General features: G+C 35.9%; 29 protein-coding genes. 2 read left to right on the forward strand and 27 right to left on the reverse strand.

Going from position 1 to position 26,900, the window contains the following annotated elements; genetic code table 11:
* Positions 1-14: 14 nt before the first annotated feature.
* From MHH98_RS15650 to prsW, 25 genes are all read right to left on the reverse strand, one after another.
* Positions 15-1,115, reverse strand: a complete 1,101-nt coding sequence (locus tag MHH98_RS15650) for a prephenate dehydrogenase (protein WP_038190661.1) — start codon at positions 1,113-1,115, stop codon at positions 15-17.
* Complete coding sequence (gene hisC / locus MHH98_RS15655; RefSeq protein ID WP_038190662.1) at positions 1,112-2,212, reverse strand: histidinol-phosphate transaminase; 1,101 nt, start codon at positions 2,210-2,212, stop codon at positions 1,112-1,114. Before hisC ends, MHH98_RS15650 begins: the two co-directional genes overlap by 4 nt.
* 29 nt (positions 2,213-2,241) lie before the next feature.
* Positions 2,242-2,604, reverse strand: coding sequence for a chorismate mutase (gene aroH, locus MHH98_RS15660; RefSeq protein ID WP_038190663.1), 363 nt, complete (start codon positions 2,602-2,604; stop codon positions 2,242-2,244).
* Positions 2,601-3,692, reverse strand: coding sequence for a 3-dehydroquinate synthase (gene aroB, locus MHH98_RS15665; protein WP_038190672.1), 1,092 nt, complete (start codon positions 3,690-3,692; stop codon positions 2,601-2,603). Before aroB ends, aroH begins: the two co-directional genes overlap by 4 nt.
* A 2-nt stretch (positions 3,693-3,694) precedes the next feature.
* Positions 3,695-4,876 (reverse strand): chorismate synthase, encoded by a 1,182-nt coding sequence (gene aroC / locus MHH98_RS15670; RefSeq protein WP_038190673.1) that lies wholly within the window; start codon positions 4,874-4,876, stop codon positions 3,695-3,697.
* A gap of 190 nt (positions 4,877-5,066) precedes the next feature.
* Positions 5,067-5,837, reverse strand: coding sequence for a CheR family methyltransferase (locus tag MHH98_RS15675; RefSeq protein WP_340713219.1), 771 nt, complete (start codon positions 5,835-5,837; stop codon positions 5,067-5,069).
* A gap of 179 nt (positions 5,838-6,016) precedes the next feature.
* Entirely contained in the window at positions 6,017-6,436 is a 420-nt protein-coding gene (gene ndk / locus MHH98_RS15680) for a nucleoside-diphosphate kinase (protein ID WP_038190677.1), read from the reverse strand.
* 91 nt (positions 6,437-6,527) lie between these two features.
* Complete coding sequence (gene hepT, locus MHH98_RS15685) at positions 6,528-7,502, reverse strand: heptaprenyl diphosphate synthase component II (protein ID WP_038190681.1); 975 nt, start codon at positions 7,500-7,502, stop codon at positions 6,528-6,530.
* Between the two features lie 20 nt (positions 7,503-7,522).
* Positions 7,523-8,227 (reverse strand): demethylmenaquinone methyltransferase, encoded by a 705-nt coding sequence (locus MHH98_RS15690; protein WP_038190684.1) that lies wholly within the window; start codon positions 8,225-8,227, stop codon positions 7,523-7,525.
* 5 nt (positions 8,228-8,232) lie between these two features.
* Positions 8,233-9,021, reverse strand: coding sequence for a heptaprenyl diphosphate synthase component 1 (locus MHH98_RS15695; RefSeq protein ID WP_340711496.1), 789 nt, complete (start codon positions 9,019-9,021; stop codon positions 8,233-8,235).
* A gap of 102 nt (positions 9,022-9,123) precedes the next feature.
* Positions 9,124-9,345 carry a trp RNA-binding attenuation protein MtrB gene (mtrB, locus tag MHH98_RS15700; RefSeq protein ID WP_038190686.1) on the reverse strand — a complete coding sequence of 74 codons (222 nt, stop codon included), beginning with the start codon at positions 9,343-9,345 and terminating at the stop codon, positions 9,124-9,126.
* Between the two features lie 61 nt (positions 9,346-9,406).
* Positions 9,407-9,976, reverse strand: a complete 570-nt coding sequence (folE, locus tag MHH98_RS15705; RefSeq protein WP_081730155.1) for a GTP cyclohydrolase I FolE — start codon at positions 9,974-9,976, stop codon at positions 9,407-9,409.
* A gap of 551 nt (positions 9,977-10,527) precedes the next feature.
* Entirely contained in the window at positions 10,528-10,800 is a 273-nt protein-coding gene (locus tag MHH98_RS15710) for an HU family DNA-binding protein (protein WP_038190738.1), read from the reverse strand.
* Positions 10,801-10,991: 191 nt separating this feature from the next.
* Positions 10,992-12,494, reverse strand: coding sequence for a stage IV sporulation protein A (spoIVA, locus tag MHH98_RS15715; protein WP_327192377.1), 1,503 nt, complete (start codon positions 12,492-12,494; stop codon positions 10,992-10,994).
* A 57-nt stretch (positions 12,495-12,551) separates the two neighbouring features.
* Positions 12,552-13,268 carry a hypothetical protein gene (locus MHH98_RS15720; RefSeq protein WP_038190740.1) on the reverse strand — a complete coding sequence of 239 codons (717 nt, stop codon included), beginning with the start codon at positions 13,266-13,268 and terminating at the stop codon, positions 12,552-12,554.
* 23 nt (positions 13,269-13,291) lie between these two features.
* Positions 13,292-13,513, reverse strand: coding sequence for a DUF2768 domain-containing protein (locus MHH98_RS15725; RefSeq protein ID WP_227752011.1), 222 nt, complete (start codon positions 13,511-13,513; stop codon positions 13,292-13,294).
* Between the two features lie 186 nt (positions 13,514-13,699).
* Positions 13,700-14,716: an NAD(P)H-dependent glycerol-3-phosphate dehydrogenase gene (locus MHH98_RS15730; protein WP_340713220.1), complete on the reverse strand. Its 1,017-nt coding sequence runs from the start codon at positions 14,714-14,716 to the stop codon at positions 13,700-13,702.
* A 29-nt stretch (positions 14,717-14,745) separates the two neighbouring features.
* The gene (der, locus tag MHH98_RS15735; protein WP_038190744.1) at positions 14,746-16,056 is read right to left on the reverse strand and encodes a ribosome biogenesis GTPase Der; all 1,311 of its coding nucleotides are present in this window, start codon (positions 16,054-16,056) and stop codon (positions 14,746-14,748) included.
* 204 nt (positions 16,057-16,260) lie between these two features.
* A complete protein-coding gene (rpsA, locus tag MHH98_RS15740; protein WP_340713221.1) occupies positions 16,261-17,403 on the reverse strand; it encodes a 30S ribosomal protein S1 in 1,143 nt (380 codons plus the stop codon).
* An 88-nt stretch (positions 17,404-17,491) separates the two neighbouring features.
* Positions 17,492-18,082 (reverse strand): lysophospholipid acyltransferase family protein, encoded by a 591-nt coding sequence (locus MHH98_RS15745; RefSeq protein ID WP_038190746.1) that lies wholly within the window; start codon positions 18,080-18,082, stop codon positions 17,492-17,494.
* 1 nt (position 18,083) lies between these two features.
* Positions 18,084-18,758, reverse strand: coding sequence for a (d)CMP kinase (cmk, locus tag MHH98_RS15750; RefSeq protein WP_340711498.1), 675 nt, complete (start codon positions 18,756-18,758; stop codon positions 18,084-18,086).
* 276 nt (positions 18,759-19,034) lie between these two features.
* A complete protein-coding gene (locus MHH98_RS15755) occupies positions 19,035-19,685 on the reverse strand; it encodes a flagellar brake protein (protein WP_038190748.1) in 651 nt (216 codons plus the stop codon).
* Positions 19,686-19,779: 94 nt separating this feature from the next.
* A complete protein-coding gene (locus MHH98_RS15760) occupies positions 19,780-21,066 on the reverse strand; it encodes a PepSY1/2 domain-containing protein (protein WP_038190762.1) in 1,287 nt (428 codons plus the stop codon).
* An 11-nt stretch (positions 21,067-21,077) separates the two neighbouring features.
* Entirely contained in the window at positions 21,078-21,860 is a 783-nt protein-coding gene (gene sleB, locus MHH98_RS15765) for a spore cortex-lytic enzyme (protein ID WP_038190765.1), read from the reverse strand.
* Positions 21,861-21,960: 100 nt separating this feature from the next.
* Positions 21,961-22,635, reverse strand: a complete 675-nt coding sequence (prsW, locus tag MHH98_RS15770; RefSeq protein ID WP_038190769.1) for a glutamic-type intramembrane protease PrsW — start codon at positions 22,633-22,635, stop codon at positions 21,961-21,963.
* A gap of 79 nt (positions 22,636-22,714) precedes the next feature.
* Between prsW and MHH98_RS15775 the strand changes: the two genes are divergently transcribed.
* Positions 22,715-23,683, forward strand: coding sequence for an asparaginase (locus MHH98_RS15775; protein WP_038190776.1), 969 nt, complete (start codon positions 22,715-22,717; stop codon positions 23,681-23,683).
* A gap of 237 nt (positions 23,684-23,920) precedes the next feature.
* Here MHH98_RS15775 and MHH98_RS15780 read toward each other — a convergent pair whose 3' ends face one another.
* Positions 23,921-24,457: a nucleotidyltransferase domain-containing protein gene (locus tag MHH98_RS15780; RefSeq protein ID WP_081730156.1), complete on the reverse strand. Its 537-nt coding sequence runs from the start codon at positions 24,455-24,457 to the stop codon at positions 23,921-23,923.
* 328 nt (positions 24,458-24,785) lie between these two features.
* Between MHH98_RS15780 and MHH98_RS15785 the strand changes: the two genes are divergently transcribed.
* Positions 24,786-25,433 carry a LysE family translocator gene (locus MHH98_RS15785; protein ID WP_076065200.1) on the forward strand — a complete coding sequence of 216 codons (648 nt, stop codon included), beginning with the start codon at positions 24,786-24,788 and terminating at the stop codon, positions 25,431-25,433.
* A gap of 187 nt (positions 25,434-25,620) precedes the next feature.
* Here the strand turns inward: MHH98_RS15785 and MHH98_RS15790 are convergent, their stop codons facing one another.
* The gene (locus MHH98_RS15790) at positions 25,621-26,580 is read right to left on the reverse strand and encodes a YpdA family putative bacillithiol disulfide reductase (RefSeq protein ID WP_340713224.1); all 960 of its coding nucleotides are present in this window, start codon (positions 26,578-26,580) and stop codon (positions 25,621-25,623) included.
* Between the last annotated feature and the right edge of the window lie 320 nt (positions 26,581-26,900).

Raw genomic sequence — 26,900 nt, forward strand, 5'->3', positions numbered from 1 at the left:
TATTCACCTACCCTTTATGAAATATAAATTTCGTATGGACTGCGCTTTTGTATACAAGCAGCAGCACGTTCACGATCTTCTGCATTTTGGAAACTAACAACTAAAATACCGAAGACATCTTCTCGCGTTTCCACGATACGAATATTCGTAATACTTATTTGTTCCTCAGCTAGATAAGCTGTAATTTCAGCAATACTACCAGGATAATCAGGTACATCTACATATAAATCATAGGTCATGTACATTGCACCTTGTGAACTAATCGGTAACTCATCACGCACCGATTTAGCTTTTGCAAAATAATCCTCAATCTGAGTTGCCTCTCCCGTAATCAGAAGGTCCTCTACACGTTTCATTTCAGCTTGCCACTCAGCCAATTGCCCTGCAATTTGTTGACGATTTTGCATCGTTATATCGCGCCATAGAATAGGATTAGAAGACGCAATTCGTGTCAAATCTCGAAAGCCCCCTGCTGCTAACATTTTTGTTATAGGGTTATCAGCTCCCTCAGCATGTAATTGATGAACTAAAGAAGCTGCCACTATGTGTGGAAAATGACTTACTACGGACGTCATATGATCATGTTCAGAAGCTGAAACACGCATTAATTTAGCGCTAGTATATTGCAGTAAATTCTGCAGTATATTAATCTTTTCTTCGTCCTCACCTTCTAAAGGTGTGAGCATATAATACGCATTTTCAAATAGATAAGGCTTGGCCGCTAATACACCACTTTTATGGGACCCTGCCATAGGGTGGCCTCCGATAAATGTAATGCCGTTTTCGCGAAGCTCAAATGCTTTTTCCATAATTAATGACTTTGTACTACCTGTATCTGTCACAATTGTAGCAGTTGGAAGTTCCCAAGATTTAAGAGACTCCATCCATTCTAGCGTAGCATTTACAGGTGTTGCAAAAATAATAATATCTACTTTTTTTGCTGTTTCTTCAGGATTTTTCGTAACATCTTGGACGACGCCAAGTACTTTTGCACTTTGTAATGTGTCTGAATTGGCATCAAAGCCAATCACTCGGACATTCGGTGATTTTTGTAGAGCTAATGCTATCGATCCACCTATTAGGCCAAGCCCTACAACAAGAACAGTTTGTTTCATGAAAAAACTCCTTGCTCCTGTAATACTACTTCTAATTGTGTTAAGAAACCCTCATTTTGAGCTTGTGTACCAATTGTCACACGAATATAACCTGGTGTACCTAGTGCATTACCACTACGGATAATGAAACCCCGTTTCATCAATTCTTGGAAAACAACATCACTGTCAACTTTCACTTCCATTAGAATGAAATTCGTATCAGTTGTAAAAAAATGTAAATTATTTTTTCCGCAAAATTCTTCGATTTGTTTTTTACCTTTATTGTTTTCCTCGCGACATTTTTCGATATATGCATCATCTTCTAATGCGACTTGTGCGATCGCTTGGCTTAAAACTGTGTTATTAAAAGGACCACGAACTGGATCCAATTTTGCAATTAATTCTTTATTGGCAATACCATATCCTACGCGGAAAGCAGCAAGACCATATGCTTTAGAGAACGTTCTTAAAATAATGACATTTGGATAGTCTTGAATATAAGGGATTGTATCTTTATGTCTAGCGTTTGTAACATATTCAAAATACGCTTCATCTAACACAACCAATACATCAGACGGAACTTTCTTCAGGAATGCTTGTAATGGTGCATCTTCTACCACTACACCTGTTGGATTATTCGGGCTACATACCCACACAACAGCTGTATTGTCATCAATTGCTTCAAGCATTGCATCTAAATCATGATTACCATCTACTAAAGGTACTTCACGAATTTCAGCACCTTCGATTTTTGCGTTAAGGCCGTATTGAGAAAATGTTGGTTTTGCCATAACAGTATTAACACCTGGATATAATAATGCACGTGTAATAATACTGATTAATTCGTCAGAACCGTTACCAAAAATTAATTCATTTTCTTCTACGCCTAGTTTAGTAGCCACCGCTGCACGTAAGTTCGTTGCATAACCATCAGGATACAACGCGAAGTTAAATGATTCATTTGCTAAAAATTCACGTACTTTTGGTGAGCTACCAAATGGATTTTCATTTGATGCTAATTTAACAATTTCATCTAAGCCAAATTCTTTTTTCACTGCATCTATTGATTTTCCAGGTTGATATGCTTTCATACCTGTGATTTGTTCTTTCCATTTCATCGAACGTTCGCCTCTTCCTTAGTAGTTGATTACTTTGCTAAATCGGGTCTTAATTTAACTGCGTCATTTAAATAAATGTGACGAATCGCTTGCTGACTAATTTCCGTATTCACGTGCAAAAGTACTCGAATACATAATGGCAACGCATCAGGAACATTCATCTCGTGCATACACATAACCGGCACATAACTCCAGCCTTCCATAGTACGTACTGCTTTCGCTGGGAATGCTGAAACTATATCAGGTGTCGTAGAAATGACAACTGATGCAACATCGTCTGCAACAATATTATTAGCTTTTACGATTTCTTCTATTAATTTCTCTGTCTCTGCTAAAACGATTGCCGCCTGATCAGACTGCACCGTTATGGCTCCACGTACTCCTCGAATCACGCGAGCACCTCCTTTATTAACACACGAAGAAGACCATCAATTTCTTGACATTCTTCTATTGATATTTGTTGAACAAACGGCTCACCAATTTTCTTTAATAAAACAAATTGTAAGATGCCATATTCTGCTTTTTTATCTTTCATTAAATAGTCTAGTAGTTGTTCAAATGTAAACTGATTAACTGCATCAAATGAGTAGCCGTTACGTATTGCAAATTCGATGAAGGAGCGAGTAACCGTTGCAGGTATTGTACCGTATCGCTCACTTAAAATAAGTGCATAGACCATCCCGATCATAACTGCCTCACCATGTGCTAATTTACCAAAACCTGAGGCTGCCTCAATAGCATGGCCATATGTATGACCAAAGTTTAAAAACTTTCGAACAGAATGTTCTTCCTCATCTTCTGCAACAATACCAGCTTTAACACGAATACCTTGCTCAAGGTGCATAGCAAGGTCAGCTTGACTGAAATCCAAAATAGAGTTTGTAGACATTAATTCCGCTAACCACTTTTCATCTGAAATAAGTGCATGCTTAATCACTTCTGCCATCCCAGAACGCACTTCTTTTTCTGGTAAAGTTTTTAAATATGAAATATCATATAAAACTCCTTGGGGCTGATAAAATGCCCCAATCATATTCTTCCCTAGAGGATGATTAATAGCTGTTTTACCACCAACTGCACTATCATGCGCTAATATCGTAGTAGGAATTTGAATAAATGGAATACCACGCATAAATGTGGATGCAACAAACCCCGTTAAGTCACCAACTGCTCCTCCGCCAAATGCGAAAACAAATGTTTTTCGGGTGCATTTTTGTTCTAATAAAAATGATTGTGCTGCAAAGAAGCTTTCAAATGTTTTACAATCTTCTCCCGCTGCTAATATATTCACTTTAAATGGGTATGGAAATTCCGCTGTAAAGCGTTCACTATGTAATTTCCATACATTTTCATCTGTAAAGACAATAATTTTATCAGCCTTAGAGAGTTGTTGATCAAATGATTTAACTGCTTCAGTTAGACTATTTGCACTTATTTGTACTTCATACGCATGGGATTTCGCTTTAACTGGAATATTCATTGTTAAAACTCCTTCGTATATTGTTTATGCGCTGCAAGCTGTTCCTTTAGCTGTGGTAATTGATCACTATGGAAATGCTCCATTACTGCATTTGCTATTTCCCAGGCAATAACATGCTCTGCTACAACAGAAGCCGCAGGAACTGCACAACTATCAGAGCGCTCAACACTTGCTTTAAATGGTTCTTTTGTTTCAATATCAACACTTTGTAACGGTTTATACAAAGTAGGAATTGGCTTCATAACTCCACGGACAACAATTGGCATACCTGTTGTCATACCACCTTCTAAACCGCCTAGACGATTTGAACTTCTAGTGTAACCGTCTTCCTCAGACCAAATAATCTCATCATGCACTTCGCTACCTTTGCGATGAGCCATTTCAAAGCCTAGACCGAACTCTACCCCTTTAAATGCATTAATACTTAACATAGCAGCTGCTAGTTTTGCATCTAATTTACGATCATAATGTACGTATGAACCGATACCAGCAGGTAAACCTTCTACGATTACCTCTACAACTCCACCAATTGAATCACCCGCTTTTTTAGCCTCATCAATTGCTTCAACCATTTTTAGAGATGCTTCTGCATCTGCACAATAGCATGCGTCTTCTTCGATTATTGCGCGGATTTCAGCGACCGATTTTCCAGCAGTAGATTCAGGATTTGCAATAATTCCACCAATTTCAGTAACATGAGAAACAATTGAAATTCCTAACTCTGCTAAAAGGGCTTTTGCTACAGCACCAACCGCTACTCGAACGGTTGTTTCACGAGCTGAAGAACGCTCTAATACATTTCGTAAATCACGATGACCATATTTCATACCACCAACTAGATCAGCATGTCCAGGGCGAGGGCGAGAAATTTGACGTTTAATTTCTTCAGGATTAACATCCTCTGCTAATGGTTCTGCACCCATGATTTTCGTCCAGTGTTTCCAATCATCATTTGTAACAACTAGCGCTACTGGAGAGCCTAAAGTACTGCCATGGCGGACGCCTGATAAGATTTCAACTGTATCCGTTTCAATCTGCATACGGCGACCTCTACCGTGCCCACCTTGACGTCTTTTTAATTCTTTATTTATTAACTCTGCCGTAATTGGCAATAGAGATGGTAACCCTTCAATGATTGTTGTTAATTGCGGTCCGTGTGACTCTCCTGCTGTTAAATATCGCATAACACTTTCTCCCTTCAACTCGCTAAAGTATATGTTTTTCACTATAACATATTTTAATCAAAAAAACAGTGAATAAACTGAACTTTTGCAAACTCTTATTAATTTGTATTTTCTACCTATTTTAGAAAAAATCGCCTTTCGCATTCATTGCGAAAAGCGTCCTTTCGTTAACCTATATATATAAAAACATTTACAGCTTTCTATAAAAAAACGTATCCTCAATATCTAATTGATATCTAGAAGGATTAAAAATTTGTTCTGTTGAACCTACAAATAATACGCCACCTGAACGAAGTGACTTACTAAAGTTATCGTAAATTTGATCCTTTGCTTCTTCAGTGAAATATATCATCACATTACGGCAAACAATTAAATCATAGTTTTGATCATATGTATCTTTTAATAGGTTATGCTTTTTAAATGTGACTGTTTTTTTTATTTCGTTTTTAACCTTATAAAAAGAGCCATCATTATCAAAATACTTCTCTTTGATATCATTTGGTACTTCTGCTAAAGAGCGTTCAGGATAAACACCCGCTTTTGCTTTTGCAATGGCATTTTCGTCTAAATCTGTTGCTGTAATAGAGATTTGGGATAATGGCACATGATTTGATAACGTCATCGCTAAAGAATATGGTTCTTCACCTGTAGAACAAGCGGCACTCCAAATTTTCAATTTCTTATTTTGCTGTAATAGACGAGGGAATATTTTGTTTTGAAGAACTTCCCATCTCTTGCCGTTACGATAAAATTCGGAAACATTAATAGTCATACGATCCAAAAATTCATCTAATAGTGCACGATCTTTGTCTAATGCATTATAAAAATCGATGAAGCTTTTATAGCCTTTTTTTTCATACAAAGATGTTAAACGCCTTTTCATTTGAGCCTCTTTGTATAAAGCTAGGTCAATTCTTGTTTTTTTCTTAATACTTTCTACAAATTGTTCGTAATCCGTCATAAGCTTATCTTCCCTCTCCTTCAACCTAATTCTATTATAATGGATATAAGTCATTACTTAAATAGTAGAAATGCAGACTTGTTTGACAATTTAAACAAATCTATTCGAATTTTTAAACTTATAAAATAACAGAGAAAAAAAGCTGTCCGCAAAATTGCGAACAGCTTTGAAAATATGAATTATACTAATTCGTTTTCGTTGAAGAATAAACCGATTTCACGTTCAGCTGCAGCTAAAGAATCTGAACCGTGAATAACATTGTGAGAAACAGTAGTAGAGTAATCTCCACGAATTGTTCCTGGAGCTGATTCAGCAGGGTTTGTAGCGCCCATCATTAAACGTGCTACAGAGATTACGTTTTCGCCTTCCCATACCATTGCGAATACAGGACCAGAAGTGATGAATTCTACTAATTCACCGAAGAATGGACGTTCAGCATGTTCTGCGTAGTGTTTTTTTGCAAGCTCTTCAGTAATTTGCATTAATTTAGCGCCTTTAAGTTCGAAACCTTTACGTTCGAAACGATCTACGATTTCACCTACTAATTGACGTTTAACGCCATCAGGTTTAACCATTAGAAATGTTTTTTGAATAGCCATTGTTAAAATACAACTCCTTAAGAAATGTTTACAGGTTTTATACCCACCGTAAAATATTATCATTGTCCGACAGATAGTTCAACATATAGTATTAAAATTTGCGCTTACCCATATATAATGCGATATCACGCAAAGATTTTTTGATCGAATTTTGCGGAAGAGCTTCAACTTCACGTAATGCTTTTTGCAAATATGTGTCGCTTATCTTTTTCGCCTTCTTAATTGCTTCTGATTCACGAATCTTCCCCAAAAACTCTTGTCTTTCATCTTCGGTCATTGTACCAGCCAATGCTTTTTCAATGAGAGGACGCATAGTAGGGTCATCTTTCACTAACAAAACGGGCAAAGTAATATTACCTTGTAGTAAATCACTTCCTGCCGGCTTACCGAGTTGTTTGTCTGTTGATGTCAAATCAAGAATATCGTCGATAATCTGGAAAGACATGCCGACAAAATAACCGAATCTCTTTAAATGGCTTGCAACGCGTTCGTCTGCGCCCGCAACAACAGCACCTAGATGGCAACTAGATGCTATAAGTAATGCGGTTTTACGTTTAATCCTTCTAAAATAGTCACGCATATTTTGATCGAGTTGCATTTTATCTTCGATTTGGATAACCTCTCCAACACAAATTTCTACCATCGTTTCTGATAAAATTTGATGCGCTTTCGGATTATCGATATCAGTAATATATTGCAGTGCTCGTGCAAAAATAAAGTCGCCAGTGTACATTGCCACTCTGTTATTCCATTGAGATTTAACTGTAGGTCTTCCTCTTCTCATTTCCGAATCATCAATAACATCATCATGAACGAGTGAAGCCATATGAATTAACTCCAATGATACTGCTACTTTTTTTATCATTTCAATATCATACTGACCAAATTTAGCAGCAAGTAAAACGAAAACGGGACGAATTCTTTTCCCTCCAGCTTTTAACAAGTGAAGAGAAGCATCATTCAAGAAGTGAGAAGACGAATTCAACGCTGTTTCTAATTCTTTTTCGATGATTTCTATATCTGATTTCAAATCAGAATAGAGTAGTTTTAACTTCATCTTTTCCACGTGAATAAACCTTCTCCCACCTAGTTTTCTTTTTTGAAGCCCATATGCATAGCAGCAGCTCCACCACTATATGCTTTATATTTCACATTTTCGAATCCTACTTGCTCGAACATTTTCTTCAATTGTTTCATACCTGGGAATTCATCCGCAGATTCTTGTAACCATGAATATTCTTTATAACTTTTAGCAAATAGCTTACCAAAAATCGGCATAATGTATTTGAAGTATAATCTAAATAATTGACGGTAACCAGGAATTTCTGATTGTGATGTTTCTAAACAAACTGCCATACCACCAGGCTTTAATACTCGATTTATCTCACTCAACACTTGCATATAATCCGGTACATTTCGAAGCCCAAAACCAATTGTTACATAATCAAATGAATTATCTGGGAAAGGTAATTCCATGGCATTCCCTTGCAAAAGATTGATTTGAGGATAAGATTTTGTTTTCTCAATGCCCACATTTAACATGTTTTGACTAAAATCCAGACCTGTTGCTTGTCCAGTTTCGCCAACAGCTTCTGCCATAGTAATCGTCCAGTCTGCCGTGCCACAGCAAACGTCTAAAGCTTTTGAGCCTGGTTTCACTTGCATACGATTCATCGTATCTTTGCGCCATTTTTTGTGTAATTGAAAGCTAATGACAGAGTTCATTTTGTCGTAGCTATCAGAGATATTCTCAAACACTTCATGTACGCGTTCTTCTTTAGATTGCGACACTGTTTTCAACCTTCTCTCGTCGTTTGATGTTCACATGCAATTCTTGGCATGCGATTTACAATGAGCGTTTTCACTTCATCTTGAAGAAATGGAGAAGTTGAAATACTTCGAGTAAATGTAGATGAAAGCTCTGATACTAACTCTTCTAAAATTCGCTCTGCTGATCTCTTCGTAGAAGTAAACTGCTCACTTTTCTCAATGGCTGCCACTATGCGAGTCTTCATATGTGTTTCTTGTAAGTTACGCAATTCATAAGATAGTCTATTTAATAATAAGCCTTGCTGCATTAGTGGTATATATTGGTCAAAATAATAATGCTTCATAAATTGTTCAATAGACTTCGATTCGATGACAGTTAATGCATGCAACCAATCTGTTATAGGTCGAATAGTTGGTTCATAGATAGCTGTCTTCTTTTCACTAATGTCAACGATACCATCCGATAATGAGCGAATCAAAGCGATATTAGGTATTTTAGACAATAGTTGATAATATATGCCACTATAAAAATCTCCTGCCAAAACCGTTAATTGTTGATCCTTCGATGTAGCGTCTACTTCATCGATTTGGTCATGAGCATGAAGTGCAGTGTAGATAATACCAATTGTTGTAGATACTTCATCTTGCTCATTAGTCCATATTTCACCATTCAAAAATGGCAACAATAGATAAAACAATGTCTCATTTTCAACGATTGGCTGACCTGTATATTTGAGGAGCGTTCTATGATGCAATTGCATTAAAATATTGTTTTGTAGTTCTTGTATTTTGTTATCAATGATAGTTGCATTCATAAACTTTTCTCCATTTCAGTTCATTTCCTGTTGTCATATACTTTACGAACATTTATATTATTTTCGTGCAATACTAAGTTTTTTTAAAAATTAAGTTTATGATTATTTTTTTGCTTCACTGTTTACGACGCCATAAGCTGTATGAATTTCTGCTTTACCGCGAATTTTCATAGCTGATGTATGCTCTGTAAATTGTGCAATCATAATTTCTCCGCTATCTAATTTTTCGGAGTGATGAAACTTTGTATCTGTACCGCGAGTTAAACCGATTACGTGAACGCCATCTTCTTCTGCACGGATTACTATATAGTCATTCTGAGACATATCAACATTCTCCTTGCTACATTATTTCCTTTGTTCATCATATCACAAATAAAAGGCTATTTTAAGACATTTGAATGAATGATAGTATTTCTGAACGTTTTATGTCGTCTTCTTCAAAGATTCCTTTTGATACAGATGTGATAGTCTTAGCTCCTGGCTTTTTAATTCCTCGCATTGTCATGCACATATGCTCTGCTTCAACAACTACATAAACACCTTGTGGCTTAAGCATTTCCATCAAGGTATCAGCAATTGTTGCAGTAATTCGTTCTTGTAATTGCGGACGATGCGATACTGTTTCAACAGTTCTTGCTAATTTACTTAAACCTGCTACAACGCCATCTTTTGGTATGTATGCAATATGCGCTTTACCATAAAATGGTACTAAGTGATGTTCACACATTGAGTAGAACGGGATATCCTTCACAAGGACAACCTCATCATGACCTTCATGGAAAACTGTTTCAAAATATTTTTTTGGATCTTCATGCAATCCTGAGAACATTTCTTGATACATTTTTGCAACACGCTTTGGTGTATCTAAAAGCCCTTCACGATTTGGATCTTCTCCAACTGCTTCAAGAATCATTTTAATCGCTTGTTCTATTTTATTTAAATCCGTAGTAGTCAACATTAATCCCCCATTATATCTACATTACTAGTTACCTTGTGATGTTAGCACAATCAAAGCAAAATGCAAAATGCCTTGCCTAATATTAGAGCGGGTATTTTTGGTGATTTATCCATTACCTTTTTTATCAAAACCATATTAGTTTTAAATTTTTTGATTTACTTAACTCAATAGGCAATTTCATATGTATTCACTTTTCGTTGTAATCCCTAATCCATCCATTCTAGATAGCAGGTTTTGTAGAGAATATCTCTGTACGCTTAAATACCACTAATTCTAGAACTTATTTATTTTTCCGTTTTACAATTAAAAGCTATATAACTATATAACATACGAAACTAAAAAAGTGAATAATTCTAAAACAAATAGTATCTTAATCGCTAAATTACAGCATGAATTATTACAATTCCCTGCTCCTCACACTAGAAATGAACAAGAATAATAAATTTCTTGTTCATTTCTAGTGTCTAATTCATTTAAAAAAATCTAGCTAATAGCAAACAAAAAGAACAGCTTTCCGAAGAAAGCTGTTCTATGTACCCTAGATACTATTATTTGACAGCATCTTTAAGCGCTTTACCTGGTTTGAAAGCAGGCACTTTGCTAGCAGCGATTTCGATTTCTTCACCTGATTGTGGGTTACGACCTTTACGAGCCGCACGTTCACGTACTTCAAAGTTACCAAAACCGATTAATTGTACTTTATCACCCGTTGTAAGAGCTTCTTGAATTGTATCAAATACTGCTTCAACTGCTTTAGAAGCGTCTTTTTTAGAAAGACCTGCAGCTTCAGCAACAGAGTTAACTAATTCTGTTTTATTCACACCATTCACCTCCTCTCAAGGGGCATTGACTCAATCATGTAAAAAGATTATCACAACCGAAAACCCTATGCAACAATATTTATACTCCTTTTGCCTAGTTTAAGCAAATATAATCCTTATAAAACGCAAAAAAACCTTTTTGCACAGTCACAAAAAGGCTTTTTTTTCTTATTTTATAGGTAATTTGGTAATTATAAAATGAAAGTTACCATACCACGATCACCTTGGTTTACCATCCGTTCAATCGTTTGACGCATTCTCGTTTTTGCATGAGCTGGCACAGCATTTGTTTTATAAGCTATACTTTCCTTCATGACCTCATAAAGCGGTGTACCAAATAATTGGGTATTCCAAAGTGCATCTCTATCATGATAATATCCGTGTTTCAAATCTTTTAATAGCTGCTGACTATGAAACTCAGACCCTATTAATGGAGCAAATTCCGCTTCCATATCAATACGTAATATATGATACGACGGCGCATTTGCCTTCATGCGTACACCAAAGAAATTATTTTGTTTAATGATTTCTGGTGGTGTTGGTTCAAGTTCTTGCATATTAGGCAGAGTAACTCCATAACCATCTTTTTTCGCTTTTTCAATGGCTTCATGGAAGCGTTTATGAGCCTGTCTAGCTTCCTGTGATTCTTTAATAAATAACAGCCATTCCTTTTTAGTAACTACTGGTTCATCCAAAAATTGTTCACAAATAGCTTGATATATATCATTTTTTACTTGAATAGTAATTCTCGCACTACCCATACCTGGATTGACATCGGTTACTTCTGCATTGGAAATATAATCTTCTTCACCTAGTTTTGTTGCAATATGTTTGACATCTCGAATTTTCGTTACAGAATCACTCCATGTAGTGATGGCGTCATTTAAAGAGACGTTAATTGTATTCGTATCTCCAATGACCTCCATCCAGTCAGGGCGTTCCACTTCGATCGATGTAATTGGAAATTCGTAAAGTGCTTCTTTCAAAATTTCATTTACTTCTTGCACACTCATTTGATCCGCAGAAGTACTAATTACTGGTACCTGATAGCGATCAGACAGCTCATTTTTCAGCGCCACAGTATCTTTATGCGCAGGCATTTTACTATTTATTACCACAACAAATGGCTTACCAATTGACTGAAGTTGCTCAATTATTTCAATTTCTGCTTTTTCAGCTGCCTGCCTTGGTATACCATTAACAGAGCCATCTGTAGTAACAACAATACCAATATTTGAATGATCACGGATGACTTTATCTGTTCCAATTCTAGCCGCTTCCTGGAAAGGAATTGGCTCATTATGCCACGGCGTGTGTACTAATTTCGGACCATTTTCATCCTCATACCCTTTCACACCGTCAATAATATAACCCACACAATCAGCTAGTCTAATTTGCATCGTAAGGGGCCCTTCTCCTACTGCAATTTGTGTTCCTTTAGCTGGGACGAATTTAGGTTCGGCAGTCATTATAACAGGGCCTGGAGAGCTTTGAGGCAGCTCGTCCTGTGCTCTTAATCGTTCTGCTTCATCTGTGATGTTTGGCAATACCATAACTTCCATTACACGCTTTGTAAACGTTGATTTCCCTACTCGTACTGGCCCTACTACCCCAATATATACATCACCGTTTGTGCGCTCCACAATTTGCTCATATAATTGTTCTGAAATGTGAATCCCTCCTATTCTACGCAATCTATTCTATGCATGAAAAAAACGTTTCATGCTAAAAGCATCAAACGTTTTAGAAGGTTATTTTTTATCGGTTAAGAAAATGACTTCATTCTTATCGTTTACTGTGTACGGTAAAGAATAGGCTGGTAAAATAGAGTATTTATCAGATAACAAATAACGGATGTCATCGCCTGATTTTACTTTTGGATTATCTTCATCTAATATACGTTGTAATTCAATAGAATAATCAATACAAATTTCTCCACTACCTTTTACAACTAAAGGCAGATTTACACTCGAATAAGGACTTGGGACTGAAGGTGATTTTTTGTAACCCATCTTCACATAATCCATTTGATAAATATCACCAATAATTTTATCAGAGATTGGGACGAAACCATTCACACCTTTTTTTATGTTCAATTCACGAATTATTTCTGCACCACGTAAATCTACTAGTTTAACAAGTGGTTTTTTACTCTCTGCATTCCAAATGACATATTGATAAATTCCACCCTTCTCATAGGCATTCCCAGGAATCTTGTCTAAATGACCATTTAGTAATTTTTCGAATTTAATGGGGTACTTTATATATTGATCTACTTTCTCATCACGATTTTCGATTGGTAGTAATCCGCCTGAAGAATCTCTAAATGAATCTATCGCCTTTTGGACAACTATTAGTTGTGCTTCATCTGGAACTTGATTCTCAGCACGTTCAGATTGCGGATACATACACCCAGATAAAAGAGTAGCTATTACAGCCATCAACAATAACATTCTCGTTTTTTTCATATACTTACCTCATTTTCTTAGGATTACCATGTGAAGACGACAAACATCATCGTCAAGAAACCTATGAATAAAAATAAATATGAGATCAACGCTATAATTGAACTCACTATTGCATTTTTGATTTTATGACGACTTAAGTAAATTAACCCCATCGCTACTAACATAAAACCAATAGAATAGAAAGATATCCACATCATATCCATTGGAGAAAAAGGAGTACCATTTAGTAGGACTAAGCTTGACAACAGACCAACCACCTTTCATTTCTAGAAACCGTTTCCATTCTCACAGATGAAATTATATCACAAAAAAACAAGAGGTGAGGAAGCATCACCTCTTGTCCATATTAATAATAGAGCTTGATATTACTGCATTTCAAACACTTTTATATCAGTTTTGTTTATCGTACAATTTTGTGACAAATGTCACAATTATTCAAAGAATCCTGCCATTTCGTGTGTTTTCATACGTTGCATAAGTTTTTCGACACCTTCAGTAGCATTTTGTTCTTCAAATAACACCTCATACAACGCTGAAGTGATTGGCATTATTACATCGTATTTCTCAGCAAGTTGATGTGCCCCTTTTGTTGTACGGACACCTTCCACAACCATGCCCATTTGGTCCAGTACTTCCTGTAACGTCATACCTTTTCCAAGCATATTTCCTGCACGCCAGTTACGTGAGTGAACACTTGTACATGTAACGATTAAATCGCCCATACCAGCAAGCCCTGAGAATGTTAAAGGCTCTGCACCCATTTTCACACCTAAGCGTGATATTTCTGCTAAACCTCGTGTAATAAGCGCTGCCTTAGCATTATCACCATATCCTAAACCATCAGTTACACCTGCAGCTAAAGCAATAACGTTTTTCAACGCACCACCCATTTCAACACCAATAACATCTGTATTCGTATATATGCGGAAATACTGATTCATAAACAGATCTTGTACACGCTCGGCAGATGCCAAGTTTTCACAAGCTGCAGCAACAGTAGTTGGATGATGTAAAACTACTTCCTCAGCATGACTTGGACCAGAAAGAACAACGATGTCTTCAATGAATGCTTCATCTATTTCTTCTCTCATAATCTCAGAAATGCGTAATAATGAATCGGGTTCGATTCCTTTTGAAACATGGACAAATAAAATTTTACGATCTAAAGTCTTCATCATTTTTTGACAAGTTTCGCGAATACCCTTTGTAGGTACAGCCATGACAATAACGTCAGCATGTGTAACCGCATCATCTAATATATGTGTCGCTCTTAATGTAGTTGGTAGTTGTACGCTTGGCAAATACTTCGCATTTGTGTGTTGCTCATTAATTTCTTTAGCCTGATCTTCTCGATGTGACCAAAGTAAACAATCATGACCATTTTCAGCTAATACTATTGCTAGTGACGTGCCCCATGAGCCCGCACCTAGAACTGTTACTTTATCCATGTTTGGATCCCCCCACCTAGATTTAACTATTATCCTCGGGCACGTGTAATCAAACGAATTGGCGTGCCTTCGAAGTCGAATGTTTCACGAATACGATTTTCTAAGAAACGTTCATAAGAGAAGTGCATAAGTTCTGGTTCATTTACAAAGACAACAAATGTTGGTGGCTTAATTGCAACTTGAGTAACGTAGTAAATACGTAATCTGCGACCTTTATCAGTAGGAGCAGGGTTTCTTGCAACAGCATCTGCGATAACTTCATTTAATATACTTGATTGAATACGCATAGAGTGATTTTCATTTGCTCGGTTAACAACTGGCAATAATGAATGAACACGTTTTTTCGTTTTCGCTGATACGAATACGATTGGCGCATAATCCAGGTATTGGAATTGCTCGCGAATCACCTTTGTTGTATGATTCATCGTTTTTTCATCTTTTTCAACGGCATCCCATTTATTTACTACGATAATGACTGCTTTACCAGCTTCATGAGCGTAACCAGCAATTTTCTTATCTTGTTCTTGGATACCTTCTTCGCCGTTTAAAACGACTAAAACAACGTCTGAGCGTTCAATAGCTCTTAGTGCTCGAAGTACACTGTATTTTTCAGTAGTTTCGTACACTTTTCCTTTTTTACGCATACCTGCAGTATCAATTATTACGTATTCCTGTCCATCAAATTCATATGGTGAGTCAATTGCATCACGTGTTGTACCAGCAATATCACTTACGATGACACGTTCATCACCTAAAAACGCATTTACTAAAGATGATTTACCAACATTCGGACGGCCGATTAAAGAGAATTTTATGACATCGTCACCATATTGCTCTTCATCATCTTCTGGGAAGTGTTTTGCCACTTCGTCAAGTAAGTCCCCTAATCCAAGGCCATGTGAACCTGAGATTGGAAAAGGTTCGCCAAATCCTAATGAGTAGAAATCATACATCATTTCACGCATATCTGGATTATCAATTTTATTAACAGCTAAAACAACTGGCTTTTTTGTTTTATATAAAATTCTCGCAACGTGTTCATCAGCTAAAGTTACGCCTTCACGACCATTTGTCATAAGAATGATAACATCTGCTTCATCCATGGCAATCTCTGCTTGGTGACGAATTTGATCTAAGAAAGGCTCTTCTCCAATATCAATTCCGCCAGTGTCAATAATATTAAATTCATGTGTTAACCAATCCGCAGAACTATATATACGGTCACGTGTTACTCCTGGAATATCTTCCACGATAGATACACGCTCACCTACGATTCTGTTAAAAATAGTCGATTTCCCGACATTCGGACGGCCTACGATCGCTACGACCGGTTTCGTCATAATTTATTCATCCTTCCAACTTCTAATAGTACATATTATACAACAAAAAAGGCGATGGTACCTTATAAGTTCCCCATCACCAACAATTCAAGTCATCATATATGTATATATTACAATGATACACAGGGCATTACAAGAAAAAAACAGGCGGATGTGAGAAGAACCCGCCTGCTCCATATAGTTATTTGTTGCATTTAACGTTTTTTATTCAGAGAAATTTTTTAATTTGTCACCAATAACATCCGCAAAAGAGAATCCTGAAGTTTCTTCAGGTAGTTCGTAGTCAGTATAATCTTCCTCTTCAGCATTTTCAAGCAACGCTTTAATACTCAATGATAAGCGGCTTTCATTTTTATTGACATCGAGCACTTTTACTTCAACTTCTTGACCTTCTTTTAGTACTTCATGTGGTGTTGTAATATGTTTATGTGCAATTTGAGATATATGCACTAAACCTTCGACACCTGGGAATACTTCAACAAAAGCTCCGAAGTTTACTAGTCGTTTAACAGTACCTGTTAATACAGCGCCTTTTTGTGCTTTCACTTCGACTTCTTCCCATGGTCCAGGTAAAGTGTCTTTGATAGATAGGGAAATGCGTTCGTTGTCTTTGTCTACTGACAATACTTTAACAGTTACTTTTTGACCTTCCGAAAGTACGTCTGACACATTTTCCACATGTCCATGAGACACTTGTGAAATATGGACTAAACCATCTACTCCACCAAGATCGATAAATGCACCAAATGAAGCTAATCGTTGAACAGTGCCTTCTATTACGTCACCCTCATTGATACCGCCTAATAATTGCTCTTTTTTAGAAGCTTTTTCACTTTCTACGATCGCTCGATGGGATAAGATTAATCGGTTTTTCTGTTGATCCATTTCAACAATTTTAAAGGCCATAGTTCTACCTTTGTAATCTTCAAATGATTCAACAAAATGATCTTCTACAAGAGAGGCTGGTACGAAGCCACGTACACCTAAATCTACCACTAGGCCGCCCTTCACGACATCTTTTACTTCTGATTCGATTACTTCACCATTTTCAAACTTGGTTGTTAACACTTTCCACGCATGAATAGCATCTACTCTACGTTTTGAAAGCACATAGTTCTCTTCTTCTACTTTTGTAATGATTAATTCAAATTCGTCGCCGACTGAGACTGCGTCGGAAGCTTTATCAACATGCAAGCTTGAAAGCTCACTGATTGGTACGACACCATCAAATGGTGCACCTTCAATTGATACGGTTACTGCCTTTTCTTCAACTTGAGCAACGATACCTTTGACGATATCTCCCTCACGGAATTCTTGACCTTGATTCAAGTTCATTTCTTCAGACATATGTAATCCTCCTTCACAACGTTCCATCTCTATTTTATTCCAATTCTCTTACAAAAACAAAAATTATCTCTTTTTTATTGGAAGTTTTTTAAATTTTCTTATAATGTTCATCGAGTATCTCTTGAATACTCGCCATAATGACCTCTGTTACTTCTTCTGCTTTTGCTCGACGTTCTCTATAAGGTGCGATATCAATTGGTTTACCATAGACCACTTTTAAGCGTCTGAATGGCTTGTACGGTCCAATAATGGCACATGGCATTACATTTGCTTCGCCTTTTAATGCGAAAAATCCTGCACCTGAAAAACCTTTTCCAAGAGTACCTGTTTTGTTTCTTGTACCTTCTGGGAAAATACCAACCACTTGACCTTGTTTCAATAAGTCAAGAGCAGTGCGTAACGCTTGGCGGTCGCTTAATCCACGTTTAACTGGAAATGCATGAACACTTGGCAAAATACTTTTCAAAATAGGTAATTTAAAAAGCTCTTCCTTTGCCATAAAATTCACTGGTCTAGGAGAAGTAATTCCTACAACAGGTGGATCAAGTGCATCTATATGATTGGAACATAGTAAAATGCCTCCCTCTTTCGGGAAGTTCTCAAGCCCAATCACTTCCATGCGGTAAATCGGTTTTAAAGCGGTAAAGACAACAGATTTAGCAAATTGGTAAAAGTCCATCTTATGCCATCCTTTCACGCACTAATTTTAAAATAGCATCTGCTGCTTGTTGAATAGACAGCTCAGTTGTATCTAAGAAAATGGCATCTTGTGCTTGAACAAGTGGTGAAGCTTCTCTTTCACTATCTAATTTATCACGTAGTGCAATCTCTTCTTGTAATTGCTCAATAGTAGAAACAATACCTCGTTGTTTATTATCTTCAAAACGACGACGTGCACGTTCCTCAACGGTTGCAGACATGTATAATTTTAATTCGGCCTCTGTTAAAACAGCTGTTCCGATATCACGACCGTCCATAACAACCCCGCCTAATTTCGCCATTTCTTGTTGGCGTTGAACCATAATTTCACGCATAGCTGCATGTGCTGCTACTTTAGAAACATTACTGGTTACTTCATTTGAACGAATTTCTTGAGAAACATCTTGACCATCTAAAAATACCAGCTGTCCATTTTCTGAAGGTTTTAATGTAATGTCAGTCATTCCTAATAAATTTGTTACACTTTCCGCATCTTCTAAATTTATATTTTCTTTCAATGCTTTTAATGTAAGAGCTCGATACATAGCACCTGTGTCAATGTATGTATAACCTAGAGCCTCTGCTGCAATTTTAGCAATTGTACTTTTACCTGCTCCAGCAGGGCCGTCAATTGCGATTTGAATATTCTTTTTCACGGTTTCAACCCCTTCTTTCCGTAATATTGTATCACAACCGAAATGCTGAGGCGACTCGTTTAACTACGAATCATGTAGTGCTTAAAAACCAAATTCTTGTTCTAACTTTCAGCACTTAAAATAATCACTATCATAACGCTATGCTACTTGTATTGCTGCTATTTAAAATTAGCAAAGATAGTGTCTCCTTTTTAATAGTTTTACTTAAAGTCTGCTATTTGACATATTCCCTATTAAAATAAAAAGTCCTCTAAAAATCAGAGGACTCTTTGATAATTAAAAAGCTGTTTCCTTTTTCCGAATTAAGAGTTGACGCTCAAAACAGAAGCGCACTAAGTATTGACGATCTAGTTCATCTGTGTCAGTAAAATGTAACGGTGCAATGACACAATCGTCTCTTTCAATAATTCGAATGACTGATGCTCTCGTTTGTATATACTTAACATCCTTATTTGAAAAAGGTAAAGCAATCGTCATATCAAATTCATCATTTGCTTTAAATGATACTTTTTGATTTAAAATGATTGCTAAACCTCCAGCGCTAATGTCTTCTGTGACAAATTGATAATATTCATCTTTGAAGCGTATAGCGACATCAACAGGTGTTAAGACACGAACGAATTCTCTACGTTGTATTTTATAAATTTCCTCGTCGGTTGGAAAGGACAGCATAATCATTGGAATATTAGCTTTTACCCTTCCAAGTACTTCTGTTTTGAAAGCGTGGGCTATCTTCTCTTCATCAATAAAAGATGCATGGAATTGACTGCCCCTAGACAAAAACGAAGTCTTATTAGTTGTTGTGCTTACTGGATAGTCAATATAAATATTACCATCCTTTTGTTCCACAACTTTACATTTAAAACGTTCCATAGATTCTGAATTGATGGGTTCTAACGTGATTAATGTACCTATTTTAAGTTCCATGTCAATCTCCCTTTATGCCACTTTAGTAATGGTTCAATTATGACATGGATTGTTAAAATATGCTAGAGACAATACAATATGCCCAGCACTTGGTCTATAATTTTTCATTCTTGATGATTTCGCCCGTTTCTGTATCTACCAATACTCTGAATGTATGTGGAACATTCTTATTGTAATAAACAACTGTCAACTCGTAGCATAAACGTTCTTCCATTTTATCATTTTCACTATAAGATAAAGCTTCTTCTACAATTTCAACATTTTTATCAAAAAACGTTTTCCAATCAATCTTTTTCATTGGTTGATCTTTTAATGTTTCTTTTTGAATATACTCCATACCATTAATTCCAATGATTTCACCGTTGTCTTTTGCAATCTTCACTTGTACGCCATCAGCATATACCTTTGCTTTATTAGATGGATTAATACGTACATAATTTAAATGCCATGCCATTGTATTTTCTCTAGATGCTTCAATTTCAAGATCATCGAAGCCTAGTTCTTTCATCTGTTTATTAGCCTTGTTAATAAGTTCTTCTTGGCTTAAAGTACTTTTATCAACTGGTCGTTCCACTAAAAACGATAGTAAGTGTCCGCCCTTTTTCGTAATATCTGCATAACCTAATCTAATTCCTTCATGGAAAGTAATGTGATAGAAAGGATATGGAGCTGTTTTTTCACTTTGTTCAATACGAATTGTTGCTTTTTCATATTGTGGGAACATTTCTTTAAAACGTGCTAAAGCTTCTTTTTCTGAAATTACTTTATCTTTTAATGCTATTAGATCTTTTTTCTTTTGATTATCCGTTTCACTTGATGTTAACGGAAAATCACTTTCTGCGTAAGATTTTACTGTTGCAGATAGGTTCGAAAAATTATTTTTTACATCCTTATTGGATAGTTGATTGAGCCATTGATTATAGTGCTTATCTTCTTGTAATAAATGTGCTGTAGCAACGTCCCACTCACTTGAGAATGAACTTAAATTTGAAGCTACATTGGAAACACTTTTATTCCAATTTGTTTTCGATTCTTCAGAAGTCATTGTTAGTTTTGCTTGATTACCTAAACGCCCTAAATAATTCATCCATTGTGTTGTAAATTCACGATCTAGAGGTAATCCTCCAATTGTTTGTCGAATATCCGAAGATAAACGCCAAACATCTTGTAAAGAATCATTTAATGCAGTAGGGTCACTAAAAAGTAGTGATTGTTGCACTGATTTTTGTAGCTCATTTAATTGGCTAGAAGCATCTGACATCTGATTTGTATATTGAGCATGTAATAACTGTTTTAAATTTGTTTTTTCCTTGGCCGAAGTATAACTAAATACCGAAAGAACTATAACAGCATAGACAAGAAAGAATGTTAACTTTTTCAATCAAGCACCTCCTATAAGCAAAAAATATGCTGACCTATTGTTTTGATTTGCTGCCTTGTCCAAATCCATTCACTAGTAGCTGTTTTTGGATTAAAATAATAGAGCGCATTTTCAGTAGGATCCCAACCGTTCATCGCATCAATTACTGCTTCCATTGCACGATCATTAGGTGTCAGCCAAATCTGACCATCAGCAACTGCAGTAAAAGCTCTAGGTTGGAAAATAATACCTGAAATCGTGTTTGGAAATTCTGGACTATCTAATCGATTTAAAATAACAGCTGCTACAGCAACTTGACCTTCGTATGGCTCACCTCTGGCTTCACCGTAAACCGCATTTGCCATTAGTTTCAAATCTTGATCTGAATATTTAGTTGGTAGTTGTGTATTAGATTGTGTACCTGTTCCCTGTTGAACTTGCTGATCTAGTGGTTTACCACCATAATGTGTAAATCGATTCCCCTTATTTAACTGCTCCATTACAAATTCTTTATTATAATTTGAAGCTGCAGCTAATTTTTTCTTCGTGGTTGTACCAGCGACACCATCTACTTTCAACCCATACTTTTCTTGGAAGTTTCTTAAGGCCCAATACGTACCATAACCAAACTTACCATCAATTTTCCCGGTATAAAAACCGATATATTGCAATCTTGCTTGCAATTCAATTACATCATCGCCATTTGCTCCCCTTGCAATCACTTGATTAGAAAATGCTTCTCCGCGATGCACATCGTTCATTGCGAAAATAGTGAAAGTCATAAGTATGATGAGAAGTACTTTAAAAAGTCTCATTGATTGTGAGCCTCCTTTTTCGTAGAATGTCTCAATCTACGTTTTTTATACAAAACCCCATAAAAAAATGCCAAGAGAAGTAGAAGATTTCTCTCGGCATTTATATTTTTTTTTGAGCATATAGGTGTTGAATTAAGTGATTGTGTGCTTGTTTTACTTTTCTTAGTCCAAACCACCATAAAAACAACATAAAAGGAATCATTAAATAAGACCAATGATCTTGTAAAAAGAAGATTAAATTGTATGCATTGTGAAGTATAATAGGTGCACATAATGCAACTACGATATATTCATTTACTTGTTCTTTCTTAGAAAACTTTGATTTCCCTAAATAGTAACCCATGACGACACCAAATAATGCATGGCTAGAAACTGGCATTAACGCACGTAAAAATGCCGTGTTTACACCGTATGAAAGTAAGTATAAAATATTTTCTACTGTCGCAAAACCTAATGAAATGGCGACTCCATATAAAACCCCATCATATGGGTCATCAAACTCTACATGATGGTAAATGGCAATCATTAATATCAACCATTTAAAAAATTCTTCAACGACTCCAGTAAAGACGACATTTTCCAAGATCGGATTCGAAAAAATCTGCTCTTCTTGAAAAACATACTGTAAAAATAGAATAGGGAACGTTAAGATTGCGCCATATATAAATGTATGGAACAATGTTCTCCGAGGCTCCGTAGCCATCTGATTGCGTAGGTAAAAAAAGCTAAACAGCGCGAGGCCAGGAGCAATCGCCACTGTTAATAGGATAAACATGTAGTTGCTCCTTTCAATCTATGTCTATTTATTATACCATTCATAACACATAGCAAAAGTAATCCAAGGAGGATTTGTCATGAAAAAAACAATTTTATTAATACATACTGGTGGAACGATATCAATGCATGTAAACGAAGAGTCAGGTGCTGTTGTTCCAAAAGAAACTAATCCATTAATCGTAGAAAGTAAAAAACTAAGACAGTATGCTGATATTATAGAATTAGATGCTTTTAATTTACCTTCTCCACATATGACGCCTATAGAAATGCTCAAATTGAAAAATCTCATTTTAGAAGCAATCAGTAAGCAAGAAATTAATGGTGTTGTCATTACTCACGGTACTGATACTTTAGAGGAAACAGCTTATTTTCTTGATTTAACAACGAATTTAGAAATTCCTATTGTCTTAACAGGAGCTATGCGCTCTTCTAATGAATTAGGGGCTGACGGGGTTTATAATTTAGTTGAAGCAATGAGAGTAGCCGTTTCCGAGGATGCAAAAAATAAAGGTGTACTAGTTGTTATGAATGATGAAATTCATGCAGCTGCTAATGTTACAAAAACTTCTACTTCGAATGTTGGTACTTTCCAAAGTCCACAGTATGGGCCACTTGGACTTATTACTAAAACAATGATTCATTTTCACCATGCTCCTTTGCAAAAACAATATGTAGAAGTTTCTTCAATTGAAAAAAAGGTCGCCTTATTCAAAGTTTATGCAGGAATGGAAGCTGACCTTTTATTGTCATCAATAGATAGTGGTTACCATGGTGTTGTATTAGAAGGCTTAGGCCAAGGAAACGTTCCACCCGCTGTCGTAACTGGCATTAAAGCACTGCTCGATCATCAAATCCCAGTTGTTTTAGTTTCACGCTGTTTTAACGGCATTGCACAAGGCGTTTATGGTTATGAAGGTGGCGGCAAAATGCTTGAGGATATGGGTGTCATTTATGCTCCAGGGATTAGTGGCCAAAAAGCTCGTCTTAAACTTTTAATCGGCTTAAATCAAGTGCATTCCCCTATTGAAGTTGCACATTTCTTTTAATGAATTTTTCACTTTTATCTTTAACAAAAATATTTAAATAAAAGCGAGCTGACTAATAAATCTGATTTCTACTCATTGACGATCCCTTTTGAAAATCAAGAATGTTGATTTAACAGCATTCTTGATTTTTCATTTAGTTCTTTTTGGATGATATAACCCTTTGGATAGACCATATATTTTTTAAAGCTTTCTCAATATTATTAGTTCTAATTTTGATGAACTAACTTTCAATTCCCTTTAATTTACTTCATTTATAATCTGTTGAATTATTTTCATACTCTCGATATCTTTTTGTCTAAGTTTTCTTCCTGTTCCTAATTCATGAATTTTCTTTTCTTCAAGTAATTGGTGTGGACTCAACACACAAACTGATACACCCTGTAATTTATAAAATTTAGTAGATAAAGCATCAGACCTCCATACCCAATCTGGAAAACCATTTGCTATAATGTCCCCATCTTCTGAACGCTTTACGAATACTATACTCACATCAACATCATTTTTTATAAAATCAGTTTGAAACTCGCTAACTGAGATTATCTGAAAGCCCGCATGTTCAAGGGCTTTTTCCAACTGTTCTCGATATTGTATCCATGTAACAAAATCAATATCAGAGTGTGGTCGAATAATCCTCCCAAGTAAAAAATCTATAGCCCACCCCCCTCTTAACCATAAATTATTATTAAGGGCTAAACTAATTCCATTTATCTCTTGAATTATTTTTAACTGGGTCTGTGTTTTATCAAACTCTTGAATAATGTTTTTGCTATCCACCTTAATACACATCCTTTTATATTTTTTACTTACTAAAATATATTCTCTTAATTATTTTTATATTTTTGAGATGAAATTGTGCGAAATTATACACTAACATTAATAAACATTTTGAAAACGCTTTTATTTTTGTCTTACTTAAGAACTAGTTGCTCTTTACTATACTTAGTTTTTTGATTTACAGCCTATTAATAAGTTGCTTCCAAGAGCTTTTTGCGATCATTCTCCAATCCTCAGCTCCACTATTTAAAAAAACTATACTTTGCAGCGGTAGATTAGTAATGCTAACATGATATATATTTCATATTTATACAAAGGGGGGGGTCATATGGAAAACATCTTCATGTTCGTTCTTATATCTGCGTTATTAGTAATGGTCCCAGGAGTAGATTTATTATTGGTTATCAAAAACACTATTTTATACGGTAAAAAAGCAGGTCATTTTACGACATTAGGTATTGTAGCAGCCTTATTTGTTTGGACACTAATCGCTGTATTAGGCTTAGCTGCGATTGTAGCGAAATCATTATTTTTATTTAATTTAATTAAGTATTTAGGGGCTGCTTATTTAGTATGGATGGGAATCAAAGCTTGGCTATCAAAAGGCTCCTCACCAATTGAGTTATCTGGTAAAGAAAATGAAGTTGGAACTACTGAGTATTCCAATAAGGCGCATAAATCATGTTTTTACCAAGGAATACTAACTGATTTACTCAATCCAAAAACCTTAATTGTATATATGACACTAATGCCTCAATTTATAAATACGAATGGTAATATTATTTTTCAATTATGTATTCTTGCAGCAATATTAATGGCTTTAGCAATTGTATGGTTTATCATTGTTGTCTATGTATTAAACATTATTCGAAAATGGTTTATGAAACCAGTCGTTCAAAATATATTTAACAAAACAACAGGTGTAATGCTCGTCTTTATTGGGGTGAGGTTAGCTCTAGAGGAAAAAGCCATATAAAAAGAGCCAGTCTCCTTCTTTAATAGTTTGACTGGCTCTTTTTCAGAGTAATTATTGTAATAACTGAAGGTATTGATTTTCTTATTTTCTCCTCAAAAATATTACCTTTAAACCTAATTACGAATTCCATATACCAAATATAGTAAAAGCTGTCTCTAAGTCAAAAAGACTAGTGAGACAGCTTTTTTTATTTCTCTTTTATATAGCTGGCAATTTGGTCACCGTGGAAGCGACCATTTTCTATAAAGATTTCATTTGCATTATTACCTGCAGCAATAACACCTGCGATAAATAGGCCAGGAACATTCGTTTCCATTGTCTCTGGATTAAATGTTGGGCGTCCTGTTTCACTGTCAACTGTAACGCCCATTGCTCGAATGAAATCATGATCTGGATGGTAACCTGTCATAGCAAAGACAAAATCGTTTTTTACTGCAAATTCTTTGCCTTCTTTTGATAGGATAACTTCATCTTCCTTGAAGGCAATAACATTAGTCTCAAACATCATTTCTATTTCACCATTACGCACAAGGGCGTCGAAGTCTGGCAGTACCCACGGTTTAATACTTGGTGAGTATTCTGCACCTCTGTAAACAACTGTTACATGAGCACCCGCTTTATGAAGAGCTAATGCAGCATCAATTGAAGAGTTTTTCCCACCAACTACTAATACATCTGTATCAAAATAGGGGTGAGCTTCTTTAAAATAGTGATGAACTTTAGGTAGTTCTTCCCCTTCAATCCCCATGTAATTTGGATGATCATAATAACCCGTTGCGATAATGACATATGGAGTTATATATTGATCTTTATCTGTGTTAACTTCGAATGTACCGCTGTTTGGTGTTACATTAAGAACCGTTTCAAAGCGATTAATTTGAAATTTTTTACGTTTTACTACTTCACGGTAATATACTAAAGCCTGATTTCGTTTCGGTTTAGGCTGTTCAATGATAAATGGTACATCTCCAATGGCCAACTTTTCACTTGAACTAAAGAATGTTTGATGTGTTGGATAATTGTAAATGGCATTTACAATATTTCCTTTTTCAATCACTATTGGTTGTAACCCAATTTCTTGTAATGAAATCGCTGCTGCTAAACCACATGGGCCGCCACCTACGATAATTGCATCTATTTGACGCATGAACCTTCACTCCTCATAAATAAACATCTCCTACAAACATGGAGATGTGACACTGTATACTCTTTTATCATCTCTATTATACGCTCATCCATTAAATATTTCTTGGTTCTTGCACTTTTTTCGACAAGGTTATGTTAAATTTAACTGCTTTTTTCTACAAAAATAGAGCTGGCTCTACAAATAGGTAGAATCAGCTCAGTTTTACTGTTGGTTATTCGAATTGTCAACGCCTTTCCGCTCCATATGCTCACTCGGGAAAACGCCCTCGCTCAAGTCGCTGTTAAGTAGCAATGAAAAATGTGATACCATCAAGATAGTAT

The organism is Viridibacillus sp. FSL H8-0110, assembly GCF_038003565.1.
Classification (GTDB): Bacteria; Bacillota; Bacilli; order Bacillales_A; family Planococcaceae; genus Viridibacillus; species Viridibacillus arenosi.

Bases quoted from the DNA above. Each gene is read 5' to 3' on its own strand.
- MHH98_RS15650 (WP_038190661.1), bottom strand. From the start codon at position 1,115: ATGAAACAAACTGTTCTTGTTGTAGGGCTTGGCCTAATAGGTGGATCG.
- hisC (WP_038190662.1), bottom strand. From the start codon at position 2,212: ATGAAATGGAAAGAACAAATCACAGGTATGAAAGCATATCAACCTGGA.
- aroB (WP_038190672.1), bottom strand. From the start codon at position 3,692: ATGAATATTCCAGTTAAAGCGAAATCCCATGCGTATGAAGTACAAATA.
- aroC (WP_038190673.1), bottom strand. From the start codon at position 4,876: ATGCGATATTTAACAGCAGGAGAGTCACACGGACCGCAATTAACAACA.
- MHH98_RS15675 (WP_340713219.1), bottom strand. From the start codon at position 5,837: ATGACGGATTACGAACAATTTGTAGAAAGTATTAAGAAAAAAACAAGA.
- ndk (WP_038190677.1), bottom strand. From the start codon at position 6,436: ATGGCTATTCAAAAAACATTTCTAATGGTTAAACCTGATGGCGTTAAA.
- MHH98_RS15695 (WP_340711496.1), bottom strand. From the start codon at position 9,021: ATGAATGCAACTATCATTGATAACAAAATACAAGAACTACAAAACAAT.
- mtrB (WP_038190686.1), bottom strand. From the start codon at position 9,345: ATGTCTCAGAATGACTATATAGTAATCCGTGCAGAAGAAGATGGCGTT.
- MHH98_RS15720 (WP_038190740.1), bottom strand. From the start codon at position 13,268: ATGAAAAAAACGAGAATGTTATTGTTGATGGCTGTAATAGCTACTCTT.
- MHH98_RS15730 (WP_340713220.1), bottom strand. From the start codon at position 14,716: ATGGATAAAGTAACAGTTCTAGGTGCGGGCTCATGGGGCACGTCACTA.
- der (WP_038190744.1), bottom strand. From the start codon at position 16,056: ATGACGAAACCGGTCGTAGCGATCGTAGGCCGTCCGAATGTCGGGAAA.
- rpsA (WP_340713221.1), bottom strand. From the start codon at position 17,403: ATGTCTGAAGAAATGAACTTGAATCAAGGTCAAGAATTCCGTGAGGGA.
- MHH98_RS15745 (WP_038190746.1), bottom strand. From the start codon at position 18,082: ATGGACTTTTACCAATTTGCTAAATCTGTTGTCTTTACCGCTTTAAAA.
- MHH98_RS15755 (WP_038190748.1), bottom strand. From the start codon at position 19,685: ATGGAACTTAAAATAGGTACATTAATCACGTTAGAACCCATCAATTCA.
- sleB (WP_038190765.1), bottom strand. From the start codon at position 21,860: ATGAGACTTTTTAAAGTACTTCTCATCATACTTATGACTTTCACTATT.
- prsW (WP_038190769.1), bottom strand. From the start codon at position 22,635: ATGTTTATCCTATTAACAGTGGCGATTGCTCCTGGCCTCGCGCTGTTT.
- MHH98_RS15775 (WP_038190776.1), top strand. From the start codon at position 22,715: ATGAAAAAAACAATTTTATTAATACATACTGGTGGAACGATATCAATG.
- MHH98_RS15785 (WP_076065200.1), top strand. From the start codon at position 24,786: ATGGAAAACATCTTCATGTTCGTTCTTATATCTGCGTTATTAGTAATG.
- MHH98_RS15790 (WP_340713224.1), bottom strand. From the start codon at position 26,580: ATGCGTCAAATAGATGCAATTATCGTAGGTGGCGGCCCATGTGGTTTA.